The following is a 20,078-nucleotide window of genomic DNA, read 5'->3' as shown; positions in this document are numbered from 1 at the left end:
GTTTTTATTTTATTTTGAACCCAAACTCCTTTAAACCATAAGTTGCAATTATAAATTTGCTTAGTTACAAAGAAATTACAACTTATTTAGGCAACGCATAAAGAATAAAAAATCTTTTCAGAAAAATTAAATGACAAAAAAATGACACTTTTTGTATCCAAAGTCAGCTTATTTTGTTATAATAAATCAAATAAAACTAAAAGGAGCTTCTATGAATTCAATGGTATTAAAGACTGTGCTTATTGTAACGCTGGGATGGACAATCTCTTTTGCAAGCAACTATGACTTAAATGGTATGGGTGTCGCTATTAAATATGTCGATGACAACGACAAAGTCCACAATTATGTCATTAAAAGAGACCGTGAAGAGTTGGGATGTACCAAAGTCAATGGAGCCGATCCAGAAGTCATTTGGAGTGGAGATTATGCCAATGCCAATGTCCCTGCAAAATGTAAAAAAACGTTTGTAACAACCGTAGGGAAAATTGCTCCTATTACTATTGCCAAAGGGATAGAAACCGTAGGAGAAATTGAAGTTATTGACTTTATGATTAAAGCTCAAACAGATAAAAACATGCTCTTAATAGATGCAAGAATGCCAAGTTGGTTTGTAAAAAAAACCATTCCAACCGCTCAAAACATTCCATTTAGCTCTTTTGATCCTGAAAAAAAACCTTTTGAATTTTCAGATACCTTAGAACTATTAGGAGTGGAATCAAACGATGGAGTTTATGACTTTTCAAAAGCAAAAACTTTACTTCTTTTTTGTAATGGTGCATGGTGCCCACAATCAACTTGGGCAATTCAAAACCTCTTAAAAATCGGTTACCCTGTTGAAAAACTCTCTTGGTATCGAGGGGGAATGTATTCGTGGACACTCTTAAATTTGACCACAATAAAACCTTAAAACATTTGAGACTATGTTAAATAGTCTCAAATACCTTGTTCATATCCTCTACAATAGCAGCATCAATTTTATAATTTTGAGCAAATACGCTCATAATTTCAATGGCTTCTTTATGTGAAAATGCTTCGTGATAACTCTTTTTAGCTCTTAACGCTTCATAAATCACCAATGCAGCCATTAATCTGTTTTTCAAACTCAACGCATTGGCTTGTATAAAATAAGGATAACCACTGCCATCAAGATACTCATGTGCCGTAGAAGCTAAAGTAGCAATATCACTAAAGCCCATAATGGCACTTAACGCTTTTTTTGTATAGTAAGGATAGGCTTTAACCTCTTCAAACTCATTGGGGTTTAAATCCGATTTTTTATGCAGTATCTCTTTAGGAATCATCAATTTCCCTATATTTTCTAATGAGACAGCAATAAGAAAAGTCTGTTTATCTTTGTGTTCAAATTGATAATATTCACACATTAAAGCAGCTTTTTCAATAATCTTTGAATGCACGTCCACAAGGGAAGTAAAGTGTGAACAAATGGCTAACATTTTTTCAAAAGATACAATGGTTGTAAAATCATTTAAAGAGACATATATAAATTGTAACATCTCATTTTCACTTTGCATATCCAACCAAAAGCTCGGCTGTGTTGCCAAGTCTAAAAAAGTATCACACAGTGTTTGCATGAACAGTTTATTACTGTTTTGTTTTACAAACTCAACAATAGCAACACGGTTTTCAATGGAAGGTTTTGAAAAATCAAATCGAGTGTCAAGTGTGTGCGCAAAAGAGATAAGTTGAGAAAGAAGTGGAATCTCTTTGGCTTTTAAACCAAATAAACCTGTTCCATTATAATACTCTTGTTGATACTTTAAAACATCTTCACATGGTTGTAAAAAAGGGAATGATGAACATATGTCAGATGAAAGTTTACAACACTCTTTTTCATTTTCTGTCACATTTAAAGCCAAATGATGGGAAAGAGAATACGCACACAAATCAGCCAATGAAGGAGCATCTAATTTTAACATTATCCCCAATTTTAAACTCACAAATGCAATGCGTTTACTGTGGTGGGGTGACGTTGTTAAACGCTGCGTTTCAACACCATCTAACAAAGGAGAAAGTGCCAGTGCAAAATTGTTCAAATTGAAATTCATTTGAGTTTTTTTATCCATTTGAGATCCAAATCTTTATTTATATTTTCTTTTAATGCTACAATATAAATGCTGATTTTAGAGTAAAAATTACACATCATTGTCTTTTTTAAATAAGATAAAATTATACACACAAAGGAGTAGCATGTTAAAAAAATCATTCTTCATCATACTGTTTAGTTCAATGAGCCTTTTAGGATTTGATTATCAACTCAAACCCCTAAAAGTAGCCAATGATATCTGGTGTTTTATAGGAAAACTCGAAGCTCCAAGTGCAAAAAATGGGGGCTTTATGTCTAACAGTTGTTATATTAAAACTCCCACAAGTTATATTCTCATTGACAGTGGAGCAACATATGCTTTTGCTCAACAAGCTTATGCTGCCATGAGTAACATTGCAAAACTGCCCGTTGAGATGGTTATTTCAACCCATGCACATGATGATCACTGGTTGGGAAATAGTTTTTATAAACAACAGTTCAATGCCAAAATATTAGGCCCCTCATTGATTAACAAAGAGTATAACCCCCATACTCAAACCAGAATGATGCAAATGCTTCCCAAAACTTTTCTTGAAAATACAAAAATTGTGGGTGTTGATGAAGAGATTACTTCGATAAAAGAGTTACACCTTGGCAACAAACAAATTATTATTATCCCTGTTGGCTATAAAGCGCATACGTCTGACGATTTATTTGTTTATTTGCCACAAGAGAAAGTACTTTTTTCAGGTGACTTGGTCATGAATGGAAGAATTACCTCCAACAGAGATGGTTCCGTGATTGGCAGCCTAAAAGCCTTAGAACAGATTCAACAAAAACAGTGGGATGTATTGGTTCCAGGACATGGAACAGACACTTCAAAAACTGCTGCAAATGAGATTACCAACTATTTTACACAATTAAAAATCCAAGTATTAAACGCCATTAAAAATGATGTGATGGCAGCAGACATCAGCAAAACAGTAACCCTTGAAGAGTTTAAAGATAAAGCAATGTACGAAGAACTCAATAAAAGAAATGTATTTGATGCTTACCAAGAGCTGGAATTTTATGAAGAGTAAAACAGAGTAAACTCAATCGTTTACTCTGCTTACACTCAATTATCAAGCAACTCTACAATGGCATCAACCGATTCATCACTCATATCCAAATCCAAGTGAGGAGCATCTGGAACTTCAACTAATTTCACATCCAAACCTTTTTTTAATGCCATCTCATAAAAAGCTTTGGTAATTTTGGGTTCAGAAACCTCATCTTTTGTCCCATACACCAATATAAAGTGAGTATCTTTTGAGACATTATCCAACACATCAACAACAGAGATTAATGCGTTGTTTTGACTCACTTCATGAATATCGTATCGCCCACCTGCACACACAATGTTGTCAATCAAATTGGGTTTTAAGCCAGTAAGTGTTGCCCCCATCATGGCTCCAGCTGAGTGACCAATATACGTCACCGTTGTTGCTTTGTATCGATTTTTTAAAGCACTTACAAGCTCACCTAAAAAATCAATATACGCTTTATTTGCGGCCAAATTTTCAACCCCATCATGACTTAACGCTTGAAAGTTATTGGTAGAAGACCCAGCATATCCTGGAAGCGCAATCGCAATGGTTGTAATATCGGTTTGTAGAGCAATATTTTCTGCAAAGGGAGCATATCTTGCTAAAGTATTTGTTCCCTCTTTCCACGTTCCATGCACAATAATATTTAAGCTGTTTTTTCTGTCACCATTGGCTTTAAAGAACTCAATACATTCACCCCCAGCGAAAATATATTTTTCGCCTTTGGTTGCACACTCGCTTTGGGATATTTTAGCCCCATATAAAGCAGTTGAAATCAAAAATAAAACACTCATTGTTATCATAATTTTTTTAAACACAGTCACTCCTTTATTCAAATAAATCAGTAAGGTGTTACCCCAATATAGCCATCAACTTGCCGTTCAATAACTTCAACAATCCCTGCTTGAACAAAACTGACATCATCGATAAAATCAGTGTCTATCCAATGCATGGTTTCCATAGTATTTCGACAACCAATAAACTCCACGTCGTACTCCATGAGTGATTTAACTCTGGCTAAGGTTTTTGTGTCGTAATCTTTTTTAATTACTCTCATTCCTGTTCCATACGCTACAACCACCACTTTAAGCGTTTCAGGTGGATACTCTTTTAATATATTATAAATTGAACCCAAAATATGATTGACCTTTTGTGGCTCAGAGACATAAAGGGGAATCACCACTCTTCGTGGATTTTCAAAGCTGGGTTGAGGGTCACTAAATGTTGACTTCCCAAAAGCAAACAGTGTGATAAGAAGAAGTAAAATCAATTTTTTCATATTTTTTCCTTTACATATACCGTTGAATCTTTTCTTATTTTACCACCTTTTAGAACTTTTAAATATAAACCTCGGTGTGCTTTCACCAGTTCGGGTAAACGTTGATCAAACAGAGCCAAATGGTTACAAACAGAACATTGTTCCGTTATTTGCAATTGTGTTTCTCCTATGTATATAAGACTTCCTGTTTCAAATAGATGTGGGTCAAAATCCAATAAAATGTTTTCACCCAAACTTCCGAGTTCTAAATTTATGCCATTTTTAAAGGCAATCTCATACGCTTTTTTTCCCACTGCCATGACCGCTTTGTTTTCATCTTTTCCAGCAAACTTATCGTTTTTTATTCCATGTCCAACAATGAGTTCCAAAGTTTCTCTTATGGGTCTTGGCAAACTGCTCTCATTTTTTGAAGCACTGAACAGCTCCACAATTTTCCCTTGCATTATTTTAAATTCTCTTTTAAAATTTCAAAAAAATCTGCTTTGTTCCAACTTCCAGGATAACTCTTTTCCCAAATACCCTCTTTTGATAAAACAAAAAAAGTGGGAGTCATACCTTTAAATTGTTGCTTTAAATCAAAAGGCAATTTCATGGTATCGACATCGACTTCTAGGAAAATATAGTTTTTATCCATCCTTGTTTGCACTTCATTCAATGACAAAACCTCTTTTTTCATTTTGATACAAAAGGAGCAAGTTTGAGAACTGGCCATAACCAAAAACATTTTATTGTTTTTTTTAGCCTCTTGTATCAACGCTTTTTCATCGTAACTTTCATTCAAAAGCTTCATCTTTTTAGGGTGAGTTAATTGAGCATTTTTCTCATATTCCATAAAAAATGTGGCCAAATCTGCCCACTCTTTTTCACTTAAATGTTCACGTATAGGCTCTTTATTTTCAAAATACTTTAAAAGTTCTGGATCAATAATAGAGTTACTTTTATCGGGATTTGTCATATAATCTTTAAGATACTCTTCTATCTCCAGCTGTTGCATTTCAGGGTCATTCCTGTCCCCTATTTTTTTATGCCCTCGCATGATTTCATACGCCAAGATATTTTCTGTAGGAATGGTCATGTGTAAACGTTTATTATGCTCTTCAAAGAAGTTTTTTTTCAGTTCATCCAATGCAATATAACCTTGATGACAAGAGGCGCATTTGGCTTGAAAAATGGCTTTACCCTCTTTAAAACTTGCATTTAACTGTTGTGTGCATATGAGTAAAATAAGCAATAACAAAACTCTGATCAACACCACTCCTTTTCTTCAACTTAATACAAAACTACGCCTAGTCATGTATTAAATTGAAAAAAGTATAAAGTATAGACTTTATACTTTTTTCATTGGTTAAATAATTCCAGGATTACCTTTAACACCAATAATATCTGGGGTATCCACTTTTAAATTACTGATATGTTTTATATTTTTTAAATATGTCTCAACCGTTTCCCAAACAGGTTCACCATCAGATTTTGCTCCAACAGTTGACCACCCCGCAACTTTATACATTTTATTTGCTTGCAGTTTTTTACCATTTTTCGTTAATTGAATGTCTGAAATTCGTTCACCCATTTTTGCTTTTGGGTTGATTTTATAAGAAATTCCACCGGTTCTTACCATATCGCCCCCTTGTTGATAAAAAGGGTCTTCATTGAATAAGTTGTCCGCAACATCTTCTAAAATGGCTTTAATTTGCTCACCACTGATATCTCTTGCATAGGTTTCAGGGTACGTCATCGCTGTTTGCGTCATCAAATCATCAAACGTAATGGCTTGACCAGGCATGACACTTGTACCCCATCGAAATCCAGGAGAGAGTGAAATATCGGCACCTTTGACATCCATGAGAGCATCACAAATGATTTGATCCCATGAGCCATTAAAGTTCCCTCTTCGATAAAGCGTTGTATCCGTTGTGGCAATCTCTCGTGTAAGCTCTTTGATAAAAGGCAATCTGACCTCTTGTATATACTTTTTCATTGCTTTATCTTCAGGGATAATGTCAGAAAAAATAGGTAAAAGCGTAAATTTAAAATCTTTAATTTTTCCATTTTGAATGTCCAAATCAAGTACGTTTAAAAACTTACCGTTGCTTCCTGCGTTACAGACATAAGTCACGCCCTCTTCATTTTTCACAGGCACCGCTTCTGGCACACCATCATGCGTGTGACCACCCATGATAAAGTCAATTCCAGTGCACACTTCTGCCATTTTTTTATCGGTGTCAAAACCATTGTGAGAGAGCACAATAATGGCATCGGGTTTCTCTTCATCTTTGATTTGATCAATCAACTCTTGCATCTCTTCATTTTTAATCCCAAATGTCCAATCGGGAATAAAGCGTTGAGGATTTGCAATTGTCGTATAAGGAAAAGCTTGCCCGATAATAGCAACTCTTGCATTGCCCAATTTTTTAACAGTATACGGTTTAAATGCATGCCCTGTATCTTCATCATACGCTTGTGCACCGTCCATAAGTGCCGTCTCTTTTACAAATACATTTTGCGCTAAAAATTCTGCATTTAACTCTTTAACATTGGCCAAAACTTCTTCCGCTTTATAGGTAAATTCCCAATGTCCAACCGCCACATCAACGCCAAGTCTGTTCATGGCACCAACCATGTCACGACCTCTGGTATAAAGTGCCGTTGCGCTTCCTTGCCACGTATCACCACCGTCAAGCAGTAACGTTTTTTCTGCACCAAAATTATCTCTTAAATAATCAATGGCCGTTTTAAGTTGAGCAAAGCCCCCTACTTTTCCTATTGATTTTGCATGCTTTTCAAAATCAACACAGGTAAACGCATACTCTAATCGTTTGTTCCCTTTTATTCCATAATAGTCTAAAAGTTTTTCACCCACAATATGAGGTGGCTTACCGTAGTTGCTAAAGAAACCAAGATTCACACTTGGTTCTCTAAAATAGATAGGTACCAGTTGAGCATGACTGTCTGTCATATGCAAAAGCCGTACATTTCCAAAACTTTGCAGTTTATAATAATCTTCTACATTGTTGGTATTGGTCATTCTTGTATGAGAGTTTGCAAACACAGGTGCAGCGCCAAGCATTGCCATCATATATACAAACTCTCTTCTGCTTAATTTACTCATAAATATACACCTTTATTATTCGTATTTATACCCATCACCTGGTATTGCCAATCTCCACGTTGTTTGTGCTTCTTCACTCTCTTGTAAAGCTCTTAAGGCAAAAGAACACCCTCTCCAAGCCGCATACTCAGTAGTAACGGTTCCTGTAGTTTTACCATCTTTATCAACAATATCAACTGTTTTTGCACCACTTTTAACAGCGGCATTGGCTGAATCAATATATTGAGTCGCCGTCATTCCCAGTCTCATAAATTCTAAATGTTCTGCTTTGGCGATGGCATTATATTTAGCTGCACTTTCTAAAACTTTTTCAATTCCATTCTCTTCTATGCTGCATACATGTTTGACATCTAAATTTAACGTTTTAGGTGTATTCATACTCGATGCACTTCCGTAACACCCCGATAAAATGAATGCAAAAGATGTCGCTAATGTTAAACTTAATAATTTTTTCATGATACTTCTCCCTTTACTTTCTTATATCCGGACCATCTACGGCCATTCCATTCGACATGTACGCTAAAAAATAGAGCAAATTGTGCATCTCTTCACTGTTATCTTTTGGTGGAACTTGTCCTTCATCAACAATACATCCAGAGATTCTTCTCTCTAAAGTACCTAAACTGCCCCATTTAAGTCTGTGCACAGGAAATTGTGTCACTTGTCCTAAAAGTGGAGAGAGTTTTTCATTTCTGACTCTTTGTCCTGCACCTTGAATGTGACATGAAGCACAAGAGAGTTTCAGGTATCCTCTTTGTGAATAGTAGTATTGTTTACCTGCTTCATACGCATTTGCAGCCTCTTTACTTGGAATTTTAATGTCCATTTTTTTACCCGCTTCGGTTGTTTGTGAAGCGAAATAGGCTTCTAATGAAGCCATGTGCCCTTTTTTGGTGTTCCAAGCTTTTTCACCATTGGCTACCAAACACTCATTGATGGCACTTGTTATAGAGATAACCGCTTTTCTTTTTTCATCAAACTTTGGATACTCTCCCGAAATCGTTACATCAGGAAAACACGTTTCAAAAGAGTTGCCATTGGCAAACTTTTTGTGATAGAGTGCCTCACCCTCATCAATTGCATCTTCGTATGGAGGCATCTCTTTGATGGCTTCATATTGCTCTTTGGCATCTTTTGCAAAAGCATAACTTCCTAAATTGAAATCATCAAATTTAAGATTTTTTGCATAATCTGTTGCCAACTCCTCTTTGGTTGTATAAGGAAAAAATTGAGCTTGATTTTTAACGGGGTCTTTAAACTTCGCCTCAATATACTTAACCAATGCAAGTCTGTCTTTTTCTGCTTGAGCATTATAATCTCCGGCATTCAGTGCACACGATGTTAATGCAACTAAAGCCACAGCTTTTACAATTTTTGATAACATAGCTTCTCCTTTGATATTTTGTTACGTCTAAAAGTCGTTATTTAATTTTTCCCGTACTTGTATTGGTGTTTCCTTTTAAATCAACCCATGAAATTTCAATTTCGTCATCTTTATTCCCGCCTTTAAATGAGAACTTCAAATAAGGATCTTTTGATAGAAATTGACTTGTTGATGCTTCATAAACAATTTTGCCACCTACTTTAGCCACAATATATGTAATAAAATTTGCATCCACTTTTTTCTTTTTTGCTTCAACATAACTCAACATATCATGTTTTGCCAACGCCTTAACTTCTGTAACACCTTTTTTAGTTTTTGCTTTAATTCTTGTATCGTTTGCCATTATAATTCCTTTATCTTTTTTTATATTATTTACTGTTATAAGATTGAATTAAATCAACCACCACATCCACCAATGGTGACTTTAACTAATTTAGAAGCCGCATAGAGTTTCCCATCGGCTTGTGCAACAACGGTTACTGTACCTGTTTTTGCCATTTTAATTCTGATGGCATAATCAATGACTCCTGTATCAGGAATTGAAAATACTGCTACGGTACTTTCTGGATTGGCGTCTTGAAATACGGCAATTTTAGAGGCTTTTAAATCACTCTCAAATGAGACAGGAATAACTGCACCATTTTCTGCAATATCAGGTGCATTTAATTTAATACCACCCTCGGTTGTTTTGTTTGAACCAAAAACAGCTTTGATAGCTTCATCCACTTTTGTTGCACTCCAAGCTTGTGGCAGGGTTTCTCTAAAATTAACCGCACTTAACGTCGAAGGCAGTGCTGTAACAGCCAAGATACCTAAACCTAAACCTAAAAAATTTCTTCTGTTCATTGTAATTCCTTTTTTATTAATTTATTGTTTGTAAAAATGCAACAACGGCATTGATTTCATGGTCACTTAACCAACCATTTTTCCCAAATGCAGGCATCGCTGAAATTGGATTTGTAGTATAAGGGTCATATACTTTTTCATATAAAGCCTCTTTTGGCCAACTCGATAAATATTGTAACTTTGGTCCCATACTTCCTGGTCCATCTAACACTTTTCCATTGATAGCATGACAGGCAATGCAGTTTCCTAATTTTTTGGTCATAAAGATTTTTTCACCCTCTTTCACCAAAGTGGCATCATTTGCAAAACTTCCACTTACCATTAAAACACTGATTGCTGATGCTGCGAGTAAACTTTTAATCAACTTCATATTCATCTCCTTTTATTTACTTGAATTAATCATATAATTGATGACTTCTTTCATTTGTTTATCTGTTAAATCCGTTCCACCTCTAGGAGGCATTGCATTCACACCAATGATTGCATTTTTATACACAGTATCAATCCCTTTTGTTAAAACGGTTGCCCAAGCCTCTTTATCTCCAAACAAAGGAGCGCCTATTGCTTTATTGCCATGACAGCTCACACAACTTTCATTATAGACCTTTTCTCCAAAAGATACGACTGCTTTTTTTGTACTATCTTCGGGTAAATCTTTTACCGTTGAAATAGCAGGATCAAATCCTTCAATCTCTCTTGCAATACTTTTAGGTGCTGGAGCATTACAATTTTTCATGCATCTCTCACCTTGTGCTAAAGGAGGTCGTTGCTCTTTTAAATCATGTCGATTGGGGTCAACAGGATAAAAACCATCCACATTGGGCATTTTGATTTTCATCATTTTTTCTTTGTTTAAAACATAATCATCGTCCAAATCTTCGCCATCAATTTGAATCTCATTGAGGGATAACAAATATGCTGTTAAAGCATACGTTTCATCATTGGTTAAACTCTTTGGATGAGGAAATGGCATGGCTGATTGAATATACCAATAAAGCGTTGTTGCATATGGCCAATAACTTCCAATGGTTTTTATAGGTGGTGCATCCCCCTCTTTTAAGAGCTGATTTTTAAGTGTTCCTTGTCCACCAGCTAAAGTAGGATAACCTTTTCCTCCTGAACCAAATTCACCGTGACACATTACACAATGTTGGCTATACAGTTCATCCCCTTCTCCAACAGAGCCTTCACCTTTTGGCAAGCCTGTCCCATCTGGCATGACATCTCTGTTCCATGCAGCTATCTCATTTTGTGTGGGCATTCGTCCGTAGGTAAATCCTTTGATGTTTTGCTTATTAATATAATATGCATTATATTTTCCATCTATACGCGGATAAATCACCGAACCATCCACATTTTTTTCTACACTACTGGCAATTAAAAAAGAACTGGTTAAACACAGTGCAATAAACGTTTTTTTAACTTCGAACATGTACATTGTTAACCTCCCCTTTTTTAGTTACTTCCCAACCAATAATAGGATTTCGGTGGTAAATTCCTTCAACACCCACATTTTTTATAAGTTGGTCAATGGTAGGTTGAATATGTCCACTGTCATCAATGGCACGGCTCAGAAGCACTTTTTTCTTTCCATCCCACTTAATGATATAAGAAAATCGTGTCCAACATTTTGGAAGTACCAAACCTTTAATAGATGCTTGTGTCCAATTGTTCCCACCATCAAGTGATATATCTACCGTTTTGATTGTACCTCGACCACTCCAAGCAATTCCACTGATTTCAACCCAATCTCCCACTTTTAAATCTGTCCATGGCACTTCAGGACAAGGTGAGGTAATGACAGAGTTAACTTCCATTGGCCAGAAAAACTCTATGGCTTTTCCACTTGGTTGTAACATGGTATATTTTGACGTCTCTTCTTTAGAGTGCCAAGGTTTTTCTGCAAACTCTAATCGTTTGATCCATTTAACGTTTAAATTGCCTTCCCACCCTGGAAGCAATAATCTCACAGGATAACCTTGCTCTGGACGCAAAGGTTCACCATTTTGTCCCCAAACTAACATCGCATCATCCAATACTTTTTCAACGGGTATACTTCTTGCCATTTCAGAGTTGTCACTGCCTTCTGCTAACATCCATTGGGCATTGGGTTTTAATCCCAAATCATCTAAAATGGTTTTCAGTCTCACTCCTGTCCACTCTGCACAACTCATCATTCCTTTTACAAATTGTAAGTTATTAAATTGTGGACCTCTCCATCCCGTTGATCCATTGGCAGGACACTCAATAAAATGTATCCGACTCTCACTTGGATACCGTTTTAGTTGTTGCAGTGTTAGGACCAAAGGTTTTTCAACCAATCCATGAATCATCAGCCTCCATTTATTCGGATCAATTTGAGCTGTTCCTCCATGACTTCGACTGAAAAAGAGTCCATTCGGTGTTATAATTCCTTCTTGCTGATGAAGAGGAGACATCGATACTGTAGCGTATCTGTCACCAGATGAGAGCAAATCATTCACCCTTCTTATATTATTGTGTTCATATAAAGAAGGCACACCATAAGTATATTTATCAACTCTGTCACCTAATTTTGTTCCCCATTCAGCTAAATCCATTATTTCAGGTTCATCTGCTTTGAGCGTAATTGGTGCAAGAATTGATGCCGCGCTGATTGCACTTGCGGAATAAATTGCCGTCTTTTTAAAAAATTCTCTACGACTGTTTTGTGGTAAAGAATCTGGACGTTTATCTATTTCAAGAACATGATCTTTTTTTGACATCTCTCCTCCTTATTAGATTATTTGTCACGTAATATAAAACAAAATTTTAATATCAGAGTGACAAAATAGTATCAATAATATAGTTGGATTTACTTTAATGTATTCTTAAGGTTGTATTAAATTTTATATTCTTAAGTATAAGTTAACTTAATACTTACAGAGCAATTAATTTATAAGATTATTTTATAAAATTAAATTTTTCGGATGTTTTGAAGAGTGTTTTCTAAAATAGAAATAATGTTGTTTTTATCAATTTCATTTAAATCAACCATGAGATTAAAGCCGTTCTCTTCTTTAATAATAGTGCTGTTGCCACTTCCCGAGAGAACTTCATACGTTTGAATAGGATGAGCAATACCTTTAAGTGTCAACTCCTCTTTTTTAGTGCATTGGATATTCTCTTTAATGAGCATATAGGTTTCACTTGAAATTAAAATTTGATCCAGAGTTGCATTTGATTCCAGTCTGCTTGCTAAGTTTACGACCCCTCCAATGATGGTATAATCAAGTCTATTTTTAGAACCAAAATTCCCAACAGTACAATACCCGCTGTTGATTCCCATTCGAATATGAAAAGGTTTACTGTAGCCATCATTTTGCCATTTTATACGTAAGTGACTCATCTGTTCTTTCATCTCTATGGCCATATTAATACAGTTCAATGCATCTTGTGTTTTTCCATTGGATAAAGGGTCACCAAAGAAAACCATAATGCAATCTCCAATATATTTATCAATGGTACCACCATGTTTGATTGCAATGCTGGACATAATGTCCAAATACTCATTTAAAAGCTGTGTCAAACTCTCTGTCTCTATACTGTCAGTTAAATCGGTGAAGCCTTGAATGTCTGAGAAAAAAACAGTTAAATACTTTCTTTTTGACTCAATAACCACATCTTGTTTTCCGCTAAATATTGACTCAAACAGCTGTGGAGAGAGATATTTTGCAAGTTTATTAGAGAGATTTTCAAGAAGATCTTTTTGATTTTGTATATTGGCAAAAGCCGTTTGCAATTCTGTGGTTCTTTGTTTAATTTTTTCTTCTAAGGTATTTTGGTTTTCTTTGATGTTATCAGCCATTTTATTGAACGTTGTTGCTATTTCATTAAACTCTCTGTCCTCATTTATAATAATTTGAACATCGTAATCCCCATCTCTTAATTGTTTTACTCCAGAACTCAATTTTTTAATAATATTGGTCAATTTTGATGAGATGTACAAGGTTAAAATGAGAGTTATAAGAATAATAGAGACCACCAATATAAATTGGATTAAAGAGACTCTACTTAAAAACTGTTCAGTGATTTTTTCAATCTTTGTTTCAATAAAAATGGACTCATCTTTATTGTGTTGCAATATTTCAACCAATTTGTTAATGAGAGTTTTTTCTTCTTTTTCAATACCATGAATATCAATAGCAAGATTACCAATAATATCAACAATTTGTTTATATTGTTTAAATGAGTTTAAAAGTTCTGTATAGTTATACTTTTTTAACTCAGCCATTATTGTATCGACCGAACCTACCCACTTTAAAAATCTCTCTTTATCTCGATGTTGATAAAGGGTCTCTTTGCTGTAATATTGCAAGTTGCCAAACTCTTGAATGAGTTCAAGGTTTTTCGTTTTAAAAATGAGAGATTGCAGTACTTTTCGTTTATCATTCTCTTTGGGATAGAGTTCATTAAAGCGTTGATTGTGAATGATTTTTTTATTTTGGAAATCAAATATTTCGTCAAAAATCACTTCAATAGAGTGTTCATTGTCAAACAATTTCAATAAAGAATCAATGACATGATTGTTTTGATGAATGTCATTTAAAAGAAAATCCACCATATCTTTTTGATTTTGTTGACTGATCTCTTTTCGTAGAGCTTCAAAACTCTTTTCATACTCATTAAATGTTTCTCTCACTTTTTGCAACTCTTGCGTCATCGTTTGAGCAGTTGTTAAATTAATCAAATCATTCATATCTTCTTGAATATTGATTAGAGTTGAAACTTGTTTCGCAAATGCAGAATTCTCTTTCATTTGATAGGTCGTAATAAGACTGAGTATACTGATAGAAATAATAAATAAAATCAAAATAATAAAACTGAAAATAACTTTTTTTCGTATATTCATCTTCTCTCTCTTTTCCTTATCATATTATACTAACGCTTAAAAATGCCAACTGGAGTTTTATATCAACAAGGCCTTGCGCACAGAAGTCACTTTATATTCATAATGCTCTTTGTTGATAATAAATTCAAACTCTTCATTTAATTTCTTTCCCAATAAAACCCTTCCTAAAGGAGATTTGTTGGAAATTTTATTTAAAGTGGGATTGCTCTCATAGGTACCCACAATGACAAATTTTTGCTCGGTGTAACTCTCTAAATTAAGTAAAACAACTTCTGAGCCAAAATTGACATGTGTATGTTTTAAGCTATTGGTATCAATCACTTCACTGTTGTCAATAATCTTTTGCAAAAAGCGCAATCGTTTGTCCAAATTACGTAACATCTCTTTTGCACTGATATACTCTGCATTCTCACTTCTGTCACCAAAGGCTGCTGCAATCTCTTTCTCTTTGATCCAGAAGGGTTTTTCAACTTTTAACAAATGATGAAACTCATCGACAAATTTTTGAAATCCAACCTCAGTGATGAGCTCTTTTGTCATGTTTTAGGTTTGTCTTTTTTTCTCTTAAGCAGTTTATCCAATTTACTTTTTGCCTCTATATTTCCAGCTAAAGCTGCTTTTTCATACCAATAAACCGCTTTATCATAATCGTAATCAACCCCTTGTCCAAATTCATACATATATCCCAAAGAGTATTGTGCACTTACCTCATCTTGCAAAGCCGCTTTTTCATACCACGAGAAGGCATTTTTATAATCTTGCAGTGTTCCATTCCCCACATAATACATGTATCCCAAATTGAGTTGCGCAATTTTACTGTTTTGTAACGCTGCTTGTTCATACCAATACAGAGCTTTTTTATAATCTTGATCAATACCCATTCCATCGTAATACATATAGGCCAAATTGAGTTGCGCTTTAAGGTTTTTTTCTGAAGCTGCTTTTTCATACCACAGAAGTGCTTGGTGGTAATCCTGACTCACACCTAAACCATCATAATATAAGTTTGCCAGTGCCAATTGTGCTTCTTGACTCTTCTCATTGGCGGCTTTTTTATACCAATAATAGGCACTTTCATAATTTTGCGCAACCCCTTTACCATTGTAATAAAGATACCCTAAGTTCACTTGGGCATTAATATCATTTTGCAGTGCTGCTTTTTCAAAATAGTCAAAAGCCTTTTTATAATCTTGGGCTGTTCCTAAGCCTTTTAAATACATTTGGGCTGTTTTGTATTGAGCATGAACTACCCCTTCATTGGCCGCTTGTTCATAATACAAAAGTGCATTTTGATAATCCACAATGGTATCTTGCCCTTTATAATAGATTTCACCCAGTTTATATTCGGCATTGGCGATTTTATGATGTGCTGCTTTTTTGTACCAATATTTTGCTTTACCAAAATCTTGTGGTGTTCCTAACGCATTGTAATAGAGTTCTGCCAAATTGTTTTGAGCAATGGCTTTGTCTTGTAAGGCCGCTTTTTCATACCAATAGAGCGCTTTTTCATAGTTTTGTTCAACCCCTTGCGCAAAATAGTACATAATAGCTAAATTTTGTTGTGCCGTTGCATTTCCCTCTTTTGCAGCTTTTTCATACCACATAAAGGCTTTTTTATAATCTTGAGCTGTCCCTTTTGCACTGTCATACATGTAAGCTAAATTGACTTGTGCATTAACATCACCTTGCAAAGCAGCTTGTTCATACCAATAGAGCGCTTTTTCATAGTTTTGTGGAGTGCCTAAAGCATTATAATACAAGTTTGCCAAATTGTATTGAGCCAAAAGATTGCCTTGTTTGGCCGCTTTTTCATACCAATTAAATGCTTCATGATAATTTTGTGCAATCCCTTGCGCATTTTCATACATATACCCTGTACTCAATTGTGCATTAACATCACCTTGGAGCGCTGATTTTTTATACCAATAAAACGCTTTTGTATAATCTTGAGCTACCCCTTTGGCATTTTCATACATATATGCCAAAGCATATTGTGCATCTCTGTCTCCTTGAATGGCAGCTTTTTCATACCAAGACATGGCCAAAGAGTAATTGACTTCAATGCCTTCACCCAAATAGTATATTTGTCCCACATGATATTGAGCATATGCATCACCCCAAAGAGCAGCTTTTTCAAACCAATATAAAGCTTTTTGGTAATCTTGCTGTGTTCCAATGGCATTTTTATACATGTAACCTAAATTGAGTTGTGCAGTAGGATTGCCTTGATTGGCTGCATTTTCATACCAATAAAGTGCCTCTTTATAATCTTGTTTAATGCCTTGTCCCAAATAATACATAACGGCCAAATTGGTCTGTGCAAATGCTTCACCTTGAACCGCTGCTTTTTTATACCAGTACGCTGCTTCAATATAATTTTTATCACTGTAGGCATAAACGCCTTGATTGTAGTCATCAATTTTATCAGCAATTAACGTTTGCAAAAGAAGTAAGGAAGTAAGGATAATTTTATTCATTATGATGCCTTTATTAACAATGTAACATAAAACTTTAATATAAGTTTACTTTGAGGTATTTAAAAGTTACACTTTTTTTATAATTTGAGGTGTACAAACACCATTTTGCTATACATTTGCTACAAAATTATACTATATTAAGATAAAATGTTCTACAACAAAACAAAGGACTTCGATGGAAAATATGGATAAAATCATTGTATTAGTTATAACAATCACAGCAGCATTTTTAACGTGGAAAATGGTATTTAATTTTTACAAACAAAGATTTCACAAAATTTTTGCTCACATTATTGCAATTATGACAGCTTCATTTATGTTTATCTCATCCATGATTCTTTTTGCCCCAAAAAATTATCAAAGAGGGGTAACTCCAGAAGTTGAAATATCTTTTATGGCTGTGGTAAGTGTCATTGCAATGGTGGGAGTTTTATACGCCTTTTTTAAATACATTCCTTCCATGAAAAAATAATGTTTTTCATCTTTGATATTAAAAAACCCCTAACACTGCTCTACTATATAGTGGTGATAGCTGTAGGGATTTTACTTGAACATCTGGATGTATTAAGTGTTGAAAAAACCATAGGCATTGCTCTGTTTGCAACCATTGTTTTTTTTGTAATTAAAACACTGTTTATTTGTGATTGCCATAAAAAATAATCCTAAAAACTCCTTTTTAACTCATCTTTAAAGCCAATTGAGTCTCCTCTTTTCGTTGATATCCAAGAATTTTATTTTCACTTTTACCACTAAATGCAACTCAGTTGCATATAAGCAAGCAGAGACTATTATTTCAAAAAACAAATAAATATTGTCTTTTTTTGATAATTACTATCAATATAAGCTAACTTTAAATTAATATTGATTATCATTATAAAGTTTAAAACATAAAAAAGGAAATATATGAAAAAATTAAGTTTAGTAGCTTGCGGATTATTGGTATCAACTGTTTCAGTTTTTGCAGATTCATCAACATTAAAAGAGGCTTTTGCCAAAGGAACAACCTCAGGTGACATTACTGTTTACAGTCAACACAGTGACAATAAAGGTGGAACACTGGATTCTGGATATACATCTGGTTCAGTAGGAATTACGTATGAAACTGACAGCTTAAATGGATTCAATGCAAAAATTGGTTTCAGAGGAAACCATGAACTTTCAGAAAAAGAAGATGGCGATTATTCAAGTAATTATGCCAACAACGCTTCAATAACAGAAGCAAATGTGAAATATGAAGACGACAATTTTGCACTTATCTTTGGTCGTCAAGCGATTGATTTAGAGTGGTTAGGTGATTACAATGATGCTGTTGTAGGTGTAGTTAAAGCCATTCCAAATACAGCAATCGTTGTGGGATATACTAACCGACAAGCAGAAATTGGTATTGATACAGACAACAAATTTGAAGAAATCACAAAAGATGGTGCTTATGTTGTTGATGTCAAATATGAAGGTATAGAAAATGTAGTATTAAACCCCTATGTTTATTCAGCACCTGATGTAGCTGATTTTTATGGAGCAAAAGTATCATACGACAATGATCTGTTTGGAGTAACAGCTCATTATGCTGCTTCAAGTGAAGATACTCAAGAAGATGGTGATTTTTATAATTTAGAAGCCCGATTAAATTTAGCAGGTGTTGCATTAGCAGCCGGTCTTTTCCAAACAGATAAAACGGTAGGGGCAGGAAGTATCAGTGCGTATGGAGATCAAAATCCATTTGATGAAGGAACAAATGTTTATGAAGCAGATGCCACTACATATTATGGAAGTGCTTCTTATACCATTGCAGATCTAACACTTACGGCACTTTATGGAAGTACAGAATACGGTACGGCCAATGCAACAACCGATGAGTTAAATCTTATTGCTGAATACAGCTTTACAGAGGCAATTTCTGGGAATATTACCTATGTTGATTATGATGATCAAGCAAATTCAGACGATTTCAAAAAAGTCTTTGCAAACGTTACTTACTCTTTTTAGTAGGTATAAAAAAACAAAGGAATCAAATGTTTTCAAAACAGATTCTCTTTTATAATAAAAAAGAGTTAATAAAACCAACAGGGTGTACTTGTTAAGGAGTTAAAATGAGCGTCTTAGTTATAGGAGGAGATCAAATCTCTCAAATATCCGTCATTTTAAAAAACCTTGGAGCAAAAGATATTGAGCATTGGGATGCTCGAAAAAAATCTTCTGCTCCCAAAAAAAAGATTCCTCAAAATACTGATTGTATAGTGATGTTGACCTCTTTTTTAAACCATAATGTGATGCATAAATATAAAAATGAAGCAAAAAAACAGAACATTCCTTTTGTATGTGCAAAAAGAAGTGCTTCGTGTGTGTATGATGAATTTGTAAAAATTATGGGAATAAAAGATTGTGCGCAGTGTTATGCAAATTGCAGCAAAAAGCAGGAAGAGTTATAATATTAAGGCTGAGCCTTAATATTATTGACACTTTTTACACGTTCCATAAAGTTGCATTGAGTGACTTGAAATTTTAAAACCATTTTTCTCAGCAATTAAATTTTGTCTTTTTTCAATCTCTTCATCCACAAATTCAACAATTTTCCCACATGAAGTACAAATAAGGTGATCATGATGCTCTTTGGCATTGCTTTCATACTTTTTACCCTCATTGCCAAAGGTAATTGACGTGATTAAATTCACCTCTTCTAAAAAACTCAATGCTCTGTAAACTGTTGCAATTCCAATATTTGAATCAGGATTGGTCATTTTAATCAGATTATAAATCTCTTCTGCGGTTAAATGCCCTTTTGCTTGCATTAAAATCTTTAATACAAACTCTCTTTGCTCTGTATATTTTAAACCTTTTTGCTTGACTATTTTTTTCAATTCTGCGATTATTTCTTCATTCTTTGCCATAATAATTTACCTTGATTCTTTAATAACAATAATTATTCCCAAAAGTATATCAAAACTACGTAAAAATTGTAAAGTAATCTGCATAAATCGTTA

The 20,078-nt window shown here is 34.5% G+C and carries 23 protein-coding genes; 6 read left to right on the top strand and 17 right to left on the bottom strand.

Features of this window, described 5'->3' with window-relative positions:
• The first annotated feature begins 211 nt into the window (after window positions 1-211).
• Entirely contained in the window at window positions 212-907 is a 696-nt protein-coding gene (locus ACNI3C_RS07560) for a rhodanese-like domain-containing protein (protein ID WP_419769211.1), read from the top strand.
• Window positions 908-923: 16 nt separating this feature from the next.
• Here ACNI3C_RS07560 and ACNI3C_RS07555 read toward each other — a convergent pair whose 3' ends face one another.
• Window positions 924-2,084 carry an HD-GYP domain-containing protein gene (locus ACNI3C_RS07555; RefSeq protein ID WP_419769210.1) on the bottom strand — a complete coding sequence of 387 codons (1,161 nt, stop codon included), beginning with the start codon at window positions 2,082-2,084 and terminating at the stop codon, window positions 924-926.
• A 124-nt stretch (window positions 2,085-2,208) separates the two neighbouring features.
• Here ACNI3C_RS07555 and ACNI3C_RS07550 point away from each other — a divergent pair, with 124 nt between their 5' ends.
• Window positions 2,209-3,126, top strand: a complete 918-nt coding sequence (locus ACNI3C_RS07550; protein WP_419769209.1) for an MBL fold metallo-hydrolase — start codon at window positions 2,209-2,211, stop codon at window positions 3,124-3,126.
• 35 nt (window positions 3,127-3,161) lie between these two features.
• Here the strand turns inward: ACNI3C_RS07550 and ACNI3C_RS07545 are convergent, their stop codons facing one another.
• The 15 genes from ACNI3C_RS07545 to ACNI3C_RS07475 all read right to left on the bottom strand — a co-directional run bounded on the left by ACNI3C_RS07545 (window position 3,162) and on the right by ACNI3C_RS07475 (window position 17,097).
• Window positions 3,162-3,950, bottom strand: a complete 789-nt coding sequence (locus ACNI3C_RS07545; RefSeq protein WP_419769208.1) for an alpha/beta hydrolase — start codon at window positions 3,948-3,950, stop codon at window positions 3,162-3,164.
• Between the two features lie 23 nt (window positions 3,951-3,973).
• Window positions 3,974-4,411, bottom strand: a complete 438-nt coding sequence (locus ACNI3C_RS07540) for a DsrE family protein (RefSeq protein ID WP_419769207.1) — start codon at window positions 4,409-4,411, stop codon at window positions 3,974-3,976.
• The gene (locus tag ACNI3C_RS07535; RefSeq protein WP_419769206.1) at window positions 4,408-4,839 is read right to left on the bottom strand and encodes an MOSC domain-containing protein; all 432 of its coding nucleotides are present in this window, start codon (window positions 4,837-4,839) and stop codon (window positions 4,408-4,410) included. Before ACNI3C_RS07535 ends, ACNI3C_RS07540 begins: the two co-directional genes overlap by 4 nt.
• A 14-nt stretch (window positions 4,840-4,853) precedes the next feature.
• On the bottom strand, window positions 4,854-5,660 hold the full coding sequence (locus ACNI3C_RS07530; protein ID WP_419769205.1) for a thioredoxin fold domain-containing protein: 807 nt from the start codon (window positions 5,658-5,660) through the stop codon (window positions 4,854-4,856).
• A 96-nt stretch (window positions 5,661-5,756) separates the two neighbouring features.
• Window positions 5,757-7,520 carry a thiosulfohydrolase SoxB gene (gene soxB, locus ACNI3C_RS07525; RefSeq protein ID WP_419769204.1) on the bottom strand — a complete coding sequence of 588 codons (1,764 nt, stop codon included), beginning with the start codon at window positions 7,518-7,520 and terminating at the stop codon, window positions 5,757-5,759.
• Between the two features lie 15 nt (window positions 7,521-7,535).
• On the bottom strand, window positions 7,536-7,976 hold the full coding sequence (locus ACNI3C_RS07520; RefSeq protein WP_419769203.1) for a hypothetical protein: 441 nt from the start codon (window positions 7,974-7,976) through the stop codon (window positions 7,536-7,538).
• 13 nt (window positions 7,977-7,989) lie between these two features.
• A complete protein-coding gene (soxA, locus tag ACNI3C_RS07515) occupies window positions 7,990-8,904 on the bottom strand; it encodes a sulfur oxidation c-type cytochrome SoxA (protein ID WP_419769202.1) in 915 nt (304 codons plus the stop codon).
• 37 nt (window positions 8,905-8,941) lie between these two features.
• Window positions 8,942-9,247: a thiosulfate oxidation carrier complex protein SoxZ gene (gene soxZ / locus ACNI3C_RS07510; protein ID WP_419769201.1), complete on the bottom strand. Its 306-nt coding sequence runs from the start codon at window positions 9,245-9,247 to the stop codon at window positions 8,942-8,944.
• Window positions 9,248-9,300: 53 nt separating this feature from the next.
• Window positions 9,301-9,750 (bottom strand): thiosulfate oxidation carrier protein SoxY, encoded by a 450-nt coding sequence (gene soxY, locus ACNI3C_RS07505; protein ID WP_419769200.1) that lies wholly within the window; start codon window positions 9,748-9,750, stop codon window positions 9,301-9,303.
• 16 nt (window positions 9,751-9,766) lie between these two features.
• The gene (gene soxX / locus ACNI3C_RS07500; protein ID WP_419769199.1) at window positions 9,767-10,120 is read right to left on the bottom strand and encodes a sulfur oxidation c-type cytochrome SoxX; all 354 of its coding nucleotides are present in this window, start codon (window positions 10,118-10,120) and stop codon (window positions 9,767-9,769) included.
• A gap of 12 nt (window positions 10,121-10,132) precedes the next feature.
• Window positions 10,133-11,188, bottom strand: a complete 1,056-nt coding sequence (locus ACNI3C_RS07495; protein ID WP_419769198.1) for a c-type cytochrome — start codon at window positions 11,186-11,188, stop codon at window positions 10,133-10,135.
• Window positions 11,169-12,494 carry a sulfite dehydrogenase gene (gene soxC / locus ACNI3C_RS07490; protein WP_419769197.1) on the bottom strand — a complete coding sequence of 442 codons (1,326 nt, stop codon included), beginning with the start codon at window positions 12,492-12,494 and terminating at the stop codon, window positions 11,169-11,171. The genes ACNI3C_RS07495 and soxC overlap by 20 nt, the downstream gene beginning before the upstream one ends.
• Before the next feature lie 191 nt (window positions 12,495-12,685).
• A complete protein-coding gene (locus ACNI3C_RS07485; RefSeq protein ID WP_419769196.1) occupies window positions 12,686-14,620 on the bottom strand; it encodes an adenylate/guanylate cyclase domain-containing protein in 1,935 nt (644 codons plus the stop codon).
• Between the two features lie 57 nt (window positions 14,621-14,677).
• Window positions 14,678-15,160: a GreA/GreB family elongation factor gene (locus ACNI3C_RS07480; protein WP_419769195.1), complete on the bottom strand. Its 483-nt coding sequence runs from the start codon at window positions 15,158-15,160 to the stop codon at window positions 14,678-14,680.
• On the bottom strand, window positions 15,157-17,097 hold the full coding sequence (locus tag ACNI3C_RS07475) for a sel1 repeat family protein (RefSeq protein WP_419769194.1): 1,941 nt from the start codon (window positions 17,095-17,097) through the stop codon (window positions 15,157-15,159). The genes ACNI3C_RS07480 and ACNI3C_RS07475 overlap by 4 nt, the downstream gene beginning before the upstream one ends.
• Before the next feature lie 175 nt (window positions 17,098-17,272).
• Here ACNI3C_RS07475 and ACNI3C_RS07470 point away from each other — a divergent pair, with 175 nt between their 5' ends.
• From ACNI3C_RS07470 to ACNI3C_RS07455, 4 genes are all read left to right on the top strand, one after another.
• Window positions 17,273-17,569 carry a hypothetical protein gene (locus ACNI3C_RS07470; protein WP_419769193.1) on the top strand — a complete coding sequence of 99 codons (297 nt, stop codon included), beginning with the start codon at window positions 17,273-17,275 and terminating at the stop codon, window positions 17,567-17,569.
• A complete protein-coding gene (locus ACNI3C_RS07465) occupies window positions 17,569-17,757 on the top strand; it encodes a hypothetical protein (RefSeq protein WP_419769192.1) in 189 nt (62 codons plus the stop codon). Before ACNI3C_RS07470 ends, ACNI3C_RS07465 begins: the two co-directional genes overlap by 1 nt.
• A gap of 243 nt (window positions 17,758-18,000) precedes the next feature.
• Window positions 18,001-19,083: an Opr family porin gene (locus ACNI3C_RS07460; RefSeq protein WP_419769191.1), complete on the top strand. Its 1,083-nt coding sequence runs from the start codon at window positions 18,001-18,003 to the stop codon at window positions 19,081-19,083.
• A 104-nt stretch (window positions 19,084-19,187) separates the two neighbouring features.
• On the top strand, window positions 19,188-19,526 hold the full coding sequence (locus ACNI3C_RS07455) for a DUF2325 domain-containing protein (protein ID WP_419769190.1): 339 nt from the start codon (window positions 19,188-19,190) through the stop codon (window positions 19,524-19,526).
• A gap of 21 nt (window positions 19,527-19,547) precedes the next feature.
• Here the strand turns inward: ACNI3C_RS07455 and ACNI3C_RS07450 are convergent, their stop codons facing one another.
• Window positions 19,548-19,985, bottom strand: coding sequence for a Fur family transcriptional regulator (locus ACNI3C_RS07450; protein ID WP_419769189.1), 438 nt, complete (start codon window positions 19,983-19,985; stop codon window positions 19,548-19,550).
• Window positions 19,986-20,078 lie beyond the last annotated feature (93 nt).

The sequence above is a fragment of the Marinarcus sediminis (SeqCode) genome, assembly GCF_048571275.1.
In the GTDB taxonomy this organism is placed as follows: Bacteria; Campylobacterota; Campylobacteria; order Campylobacterales; family Arcobacteraceae; genus Marinarcus; species Marinarcus sediminis.
The sequence above is the reverse complement of the archived record's forward strand: the minus strand, read 5'-3'. Positions and strand labels throughout refer to the sequence as shown.

What these genes read in the sequence shown, in the direction of transcription:
- ACNI3C_RS07560 (WP_419769211.1), top strand. Translation starts at nt 212, where the DNA reads ATGAATTCAATGGTATTAAAGACTGTGCTTATTGTAACGCTGGGATGG.
- ACNI3C_RS07555 (WP_419769210.1), bottom strand. Translation starts at nt 2,084, where the DNA reads ATGGATAAAAAAACTCAAATGAATTTCAATTTGAACAATTTTGCACTG.
- ACNI3C_RS07550 (WP_419769209.1), top strand. Translation starts at nt 2,209, where the DNA reads ATGTTAAAAAAATCATTCTTCATCATACTGTTTAGTTCAATGAGCCTT.
- ACNI3C_RS07540 (WP_419769207.1), bottom strand. Translation starts at nt 4,411, where the DNA reads ATGAAAAAATTGATTTTACTTCTTCTTATCACACTGTTTGCTTTTGGG.
- soxB (WP_419769204.1), bottom strand. Translation starts at nt 7,520, where the DNA reads ATGAGTAAATTAAGCAGAAGAGAGTTTGTATATATGATGGCAATGCTT.
- ACNI3C_RS07520 (WP_419769203.1), bottom strand. Translation starts at nt 7,976, where the DNA reads ATGAAAAAATTATTAAGTTTAACATTAGCGACATCTTTTGCATTCATT.
- soxA (WP_419769202.1), bottom strand. Translation starts at nt 8,904, where the DNA reads ATGTTATCAAAAATTGTAAAAGCTGTGGCTTTAGTTGCATTAACATCG.
- soxZ (WP_419769201.1), bottom strand. Translation starts at nt 9,247, where the DNA reads ATGGCAAACGATACAAGAATTAAAGCAAAAACTAAAAAAGGTGTTACA.
- soxY (WP_419769200.1), bottom strand. Translation starts at nt 9,750, where the DNA reads ATGAACAGAAGAAATTTTTTAGGTTTAGGTTTAGGTATCTTGGCTGTT.
- soxX (WP_419769199.1), bottom strand. Translation starts at nt 10,120, where the DNA reads ATGAAGTTGATTAAAAGTTTACTCGCAGCATCAGCAATCAGTGTTTTA.
- ACNI3C_RS07495 (WP_419769198.1), bottom strand. Translation starts at nt 11,188, where the DNA reads ATGTACATGTTCGAAGTTAAAAAAACGTTTATTGCACTGTGTTTAACC.
- soxC (WP_419769197.1), bottom strand. Translation starts at nt 12,494, where the DNA reads ATGTCAAAAAAAGATCATGTTCTTGAAATAGATAAACGTCCAGATTCT.
- ACNI3C_RS07485 (WP_419769196.1), bottom strand. Translation starts at nt 14,620, where the DNA reads ATGAATATACGAAAAAAAGTTATTTTCAGTTTTATTATTTTGATTTTA.
- ACNI3C_RS07480 (WP_419769195.1), bottom strand. Translation starts at nt 15,160, where the DNA reads ATGACAAAAGAGCTCATCACTGAGGTTGGATTTCAAAAATTTGTCGAT.
- ACNI3C_RS07475 (WP_419769194.1), bottom strand. Translation starts at nt 17,097, where the DNA reads ATGAATAAAATTATCCTTACTTCCTTACTTCTTTTGCAAACGTTAATT.
- ACNI3C_RS07470 (WP_419769193.1), top strand. Translation starts at nt 17,273, where the DNA reads ATGGAAAATATGGATAAAATCATTGTATTAGTTATAACAATCACAGCA.
- ACNI3C_RS07465 (WP_419769192.1), top strand. Translation starts at nt 17,569, where the DNA reads ATGTTTTTCATCTTTGATATTAAAAAACCCCTAACACTGCTCTACTAT.
- ACNI3C_RS07460 (WP_419769191.1), top strand. Translation starts at nt 18,001, where the DNA reads ATGAAAAAATTAAGTTTAGTAGCTTGCGGATTATTGGTATCAACTGTT.
- ACNI3C_RS07455 (WP_419769190.1), top strand. Translation starts at nt 19,188, where the DNA reads ATGAGCGTCTTAGTTATAGGAGGAGATCAAATCTCTCAAATATCCGTC.
- ACNI3C_RS07450 (WP_419769189.1), bottom strand. Translation starts at nt 19,985, where the DNA reads ATGGCAAAGAATGAAGAAATAATCGCAGAATTGAAAAAAATAGTCAAG.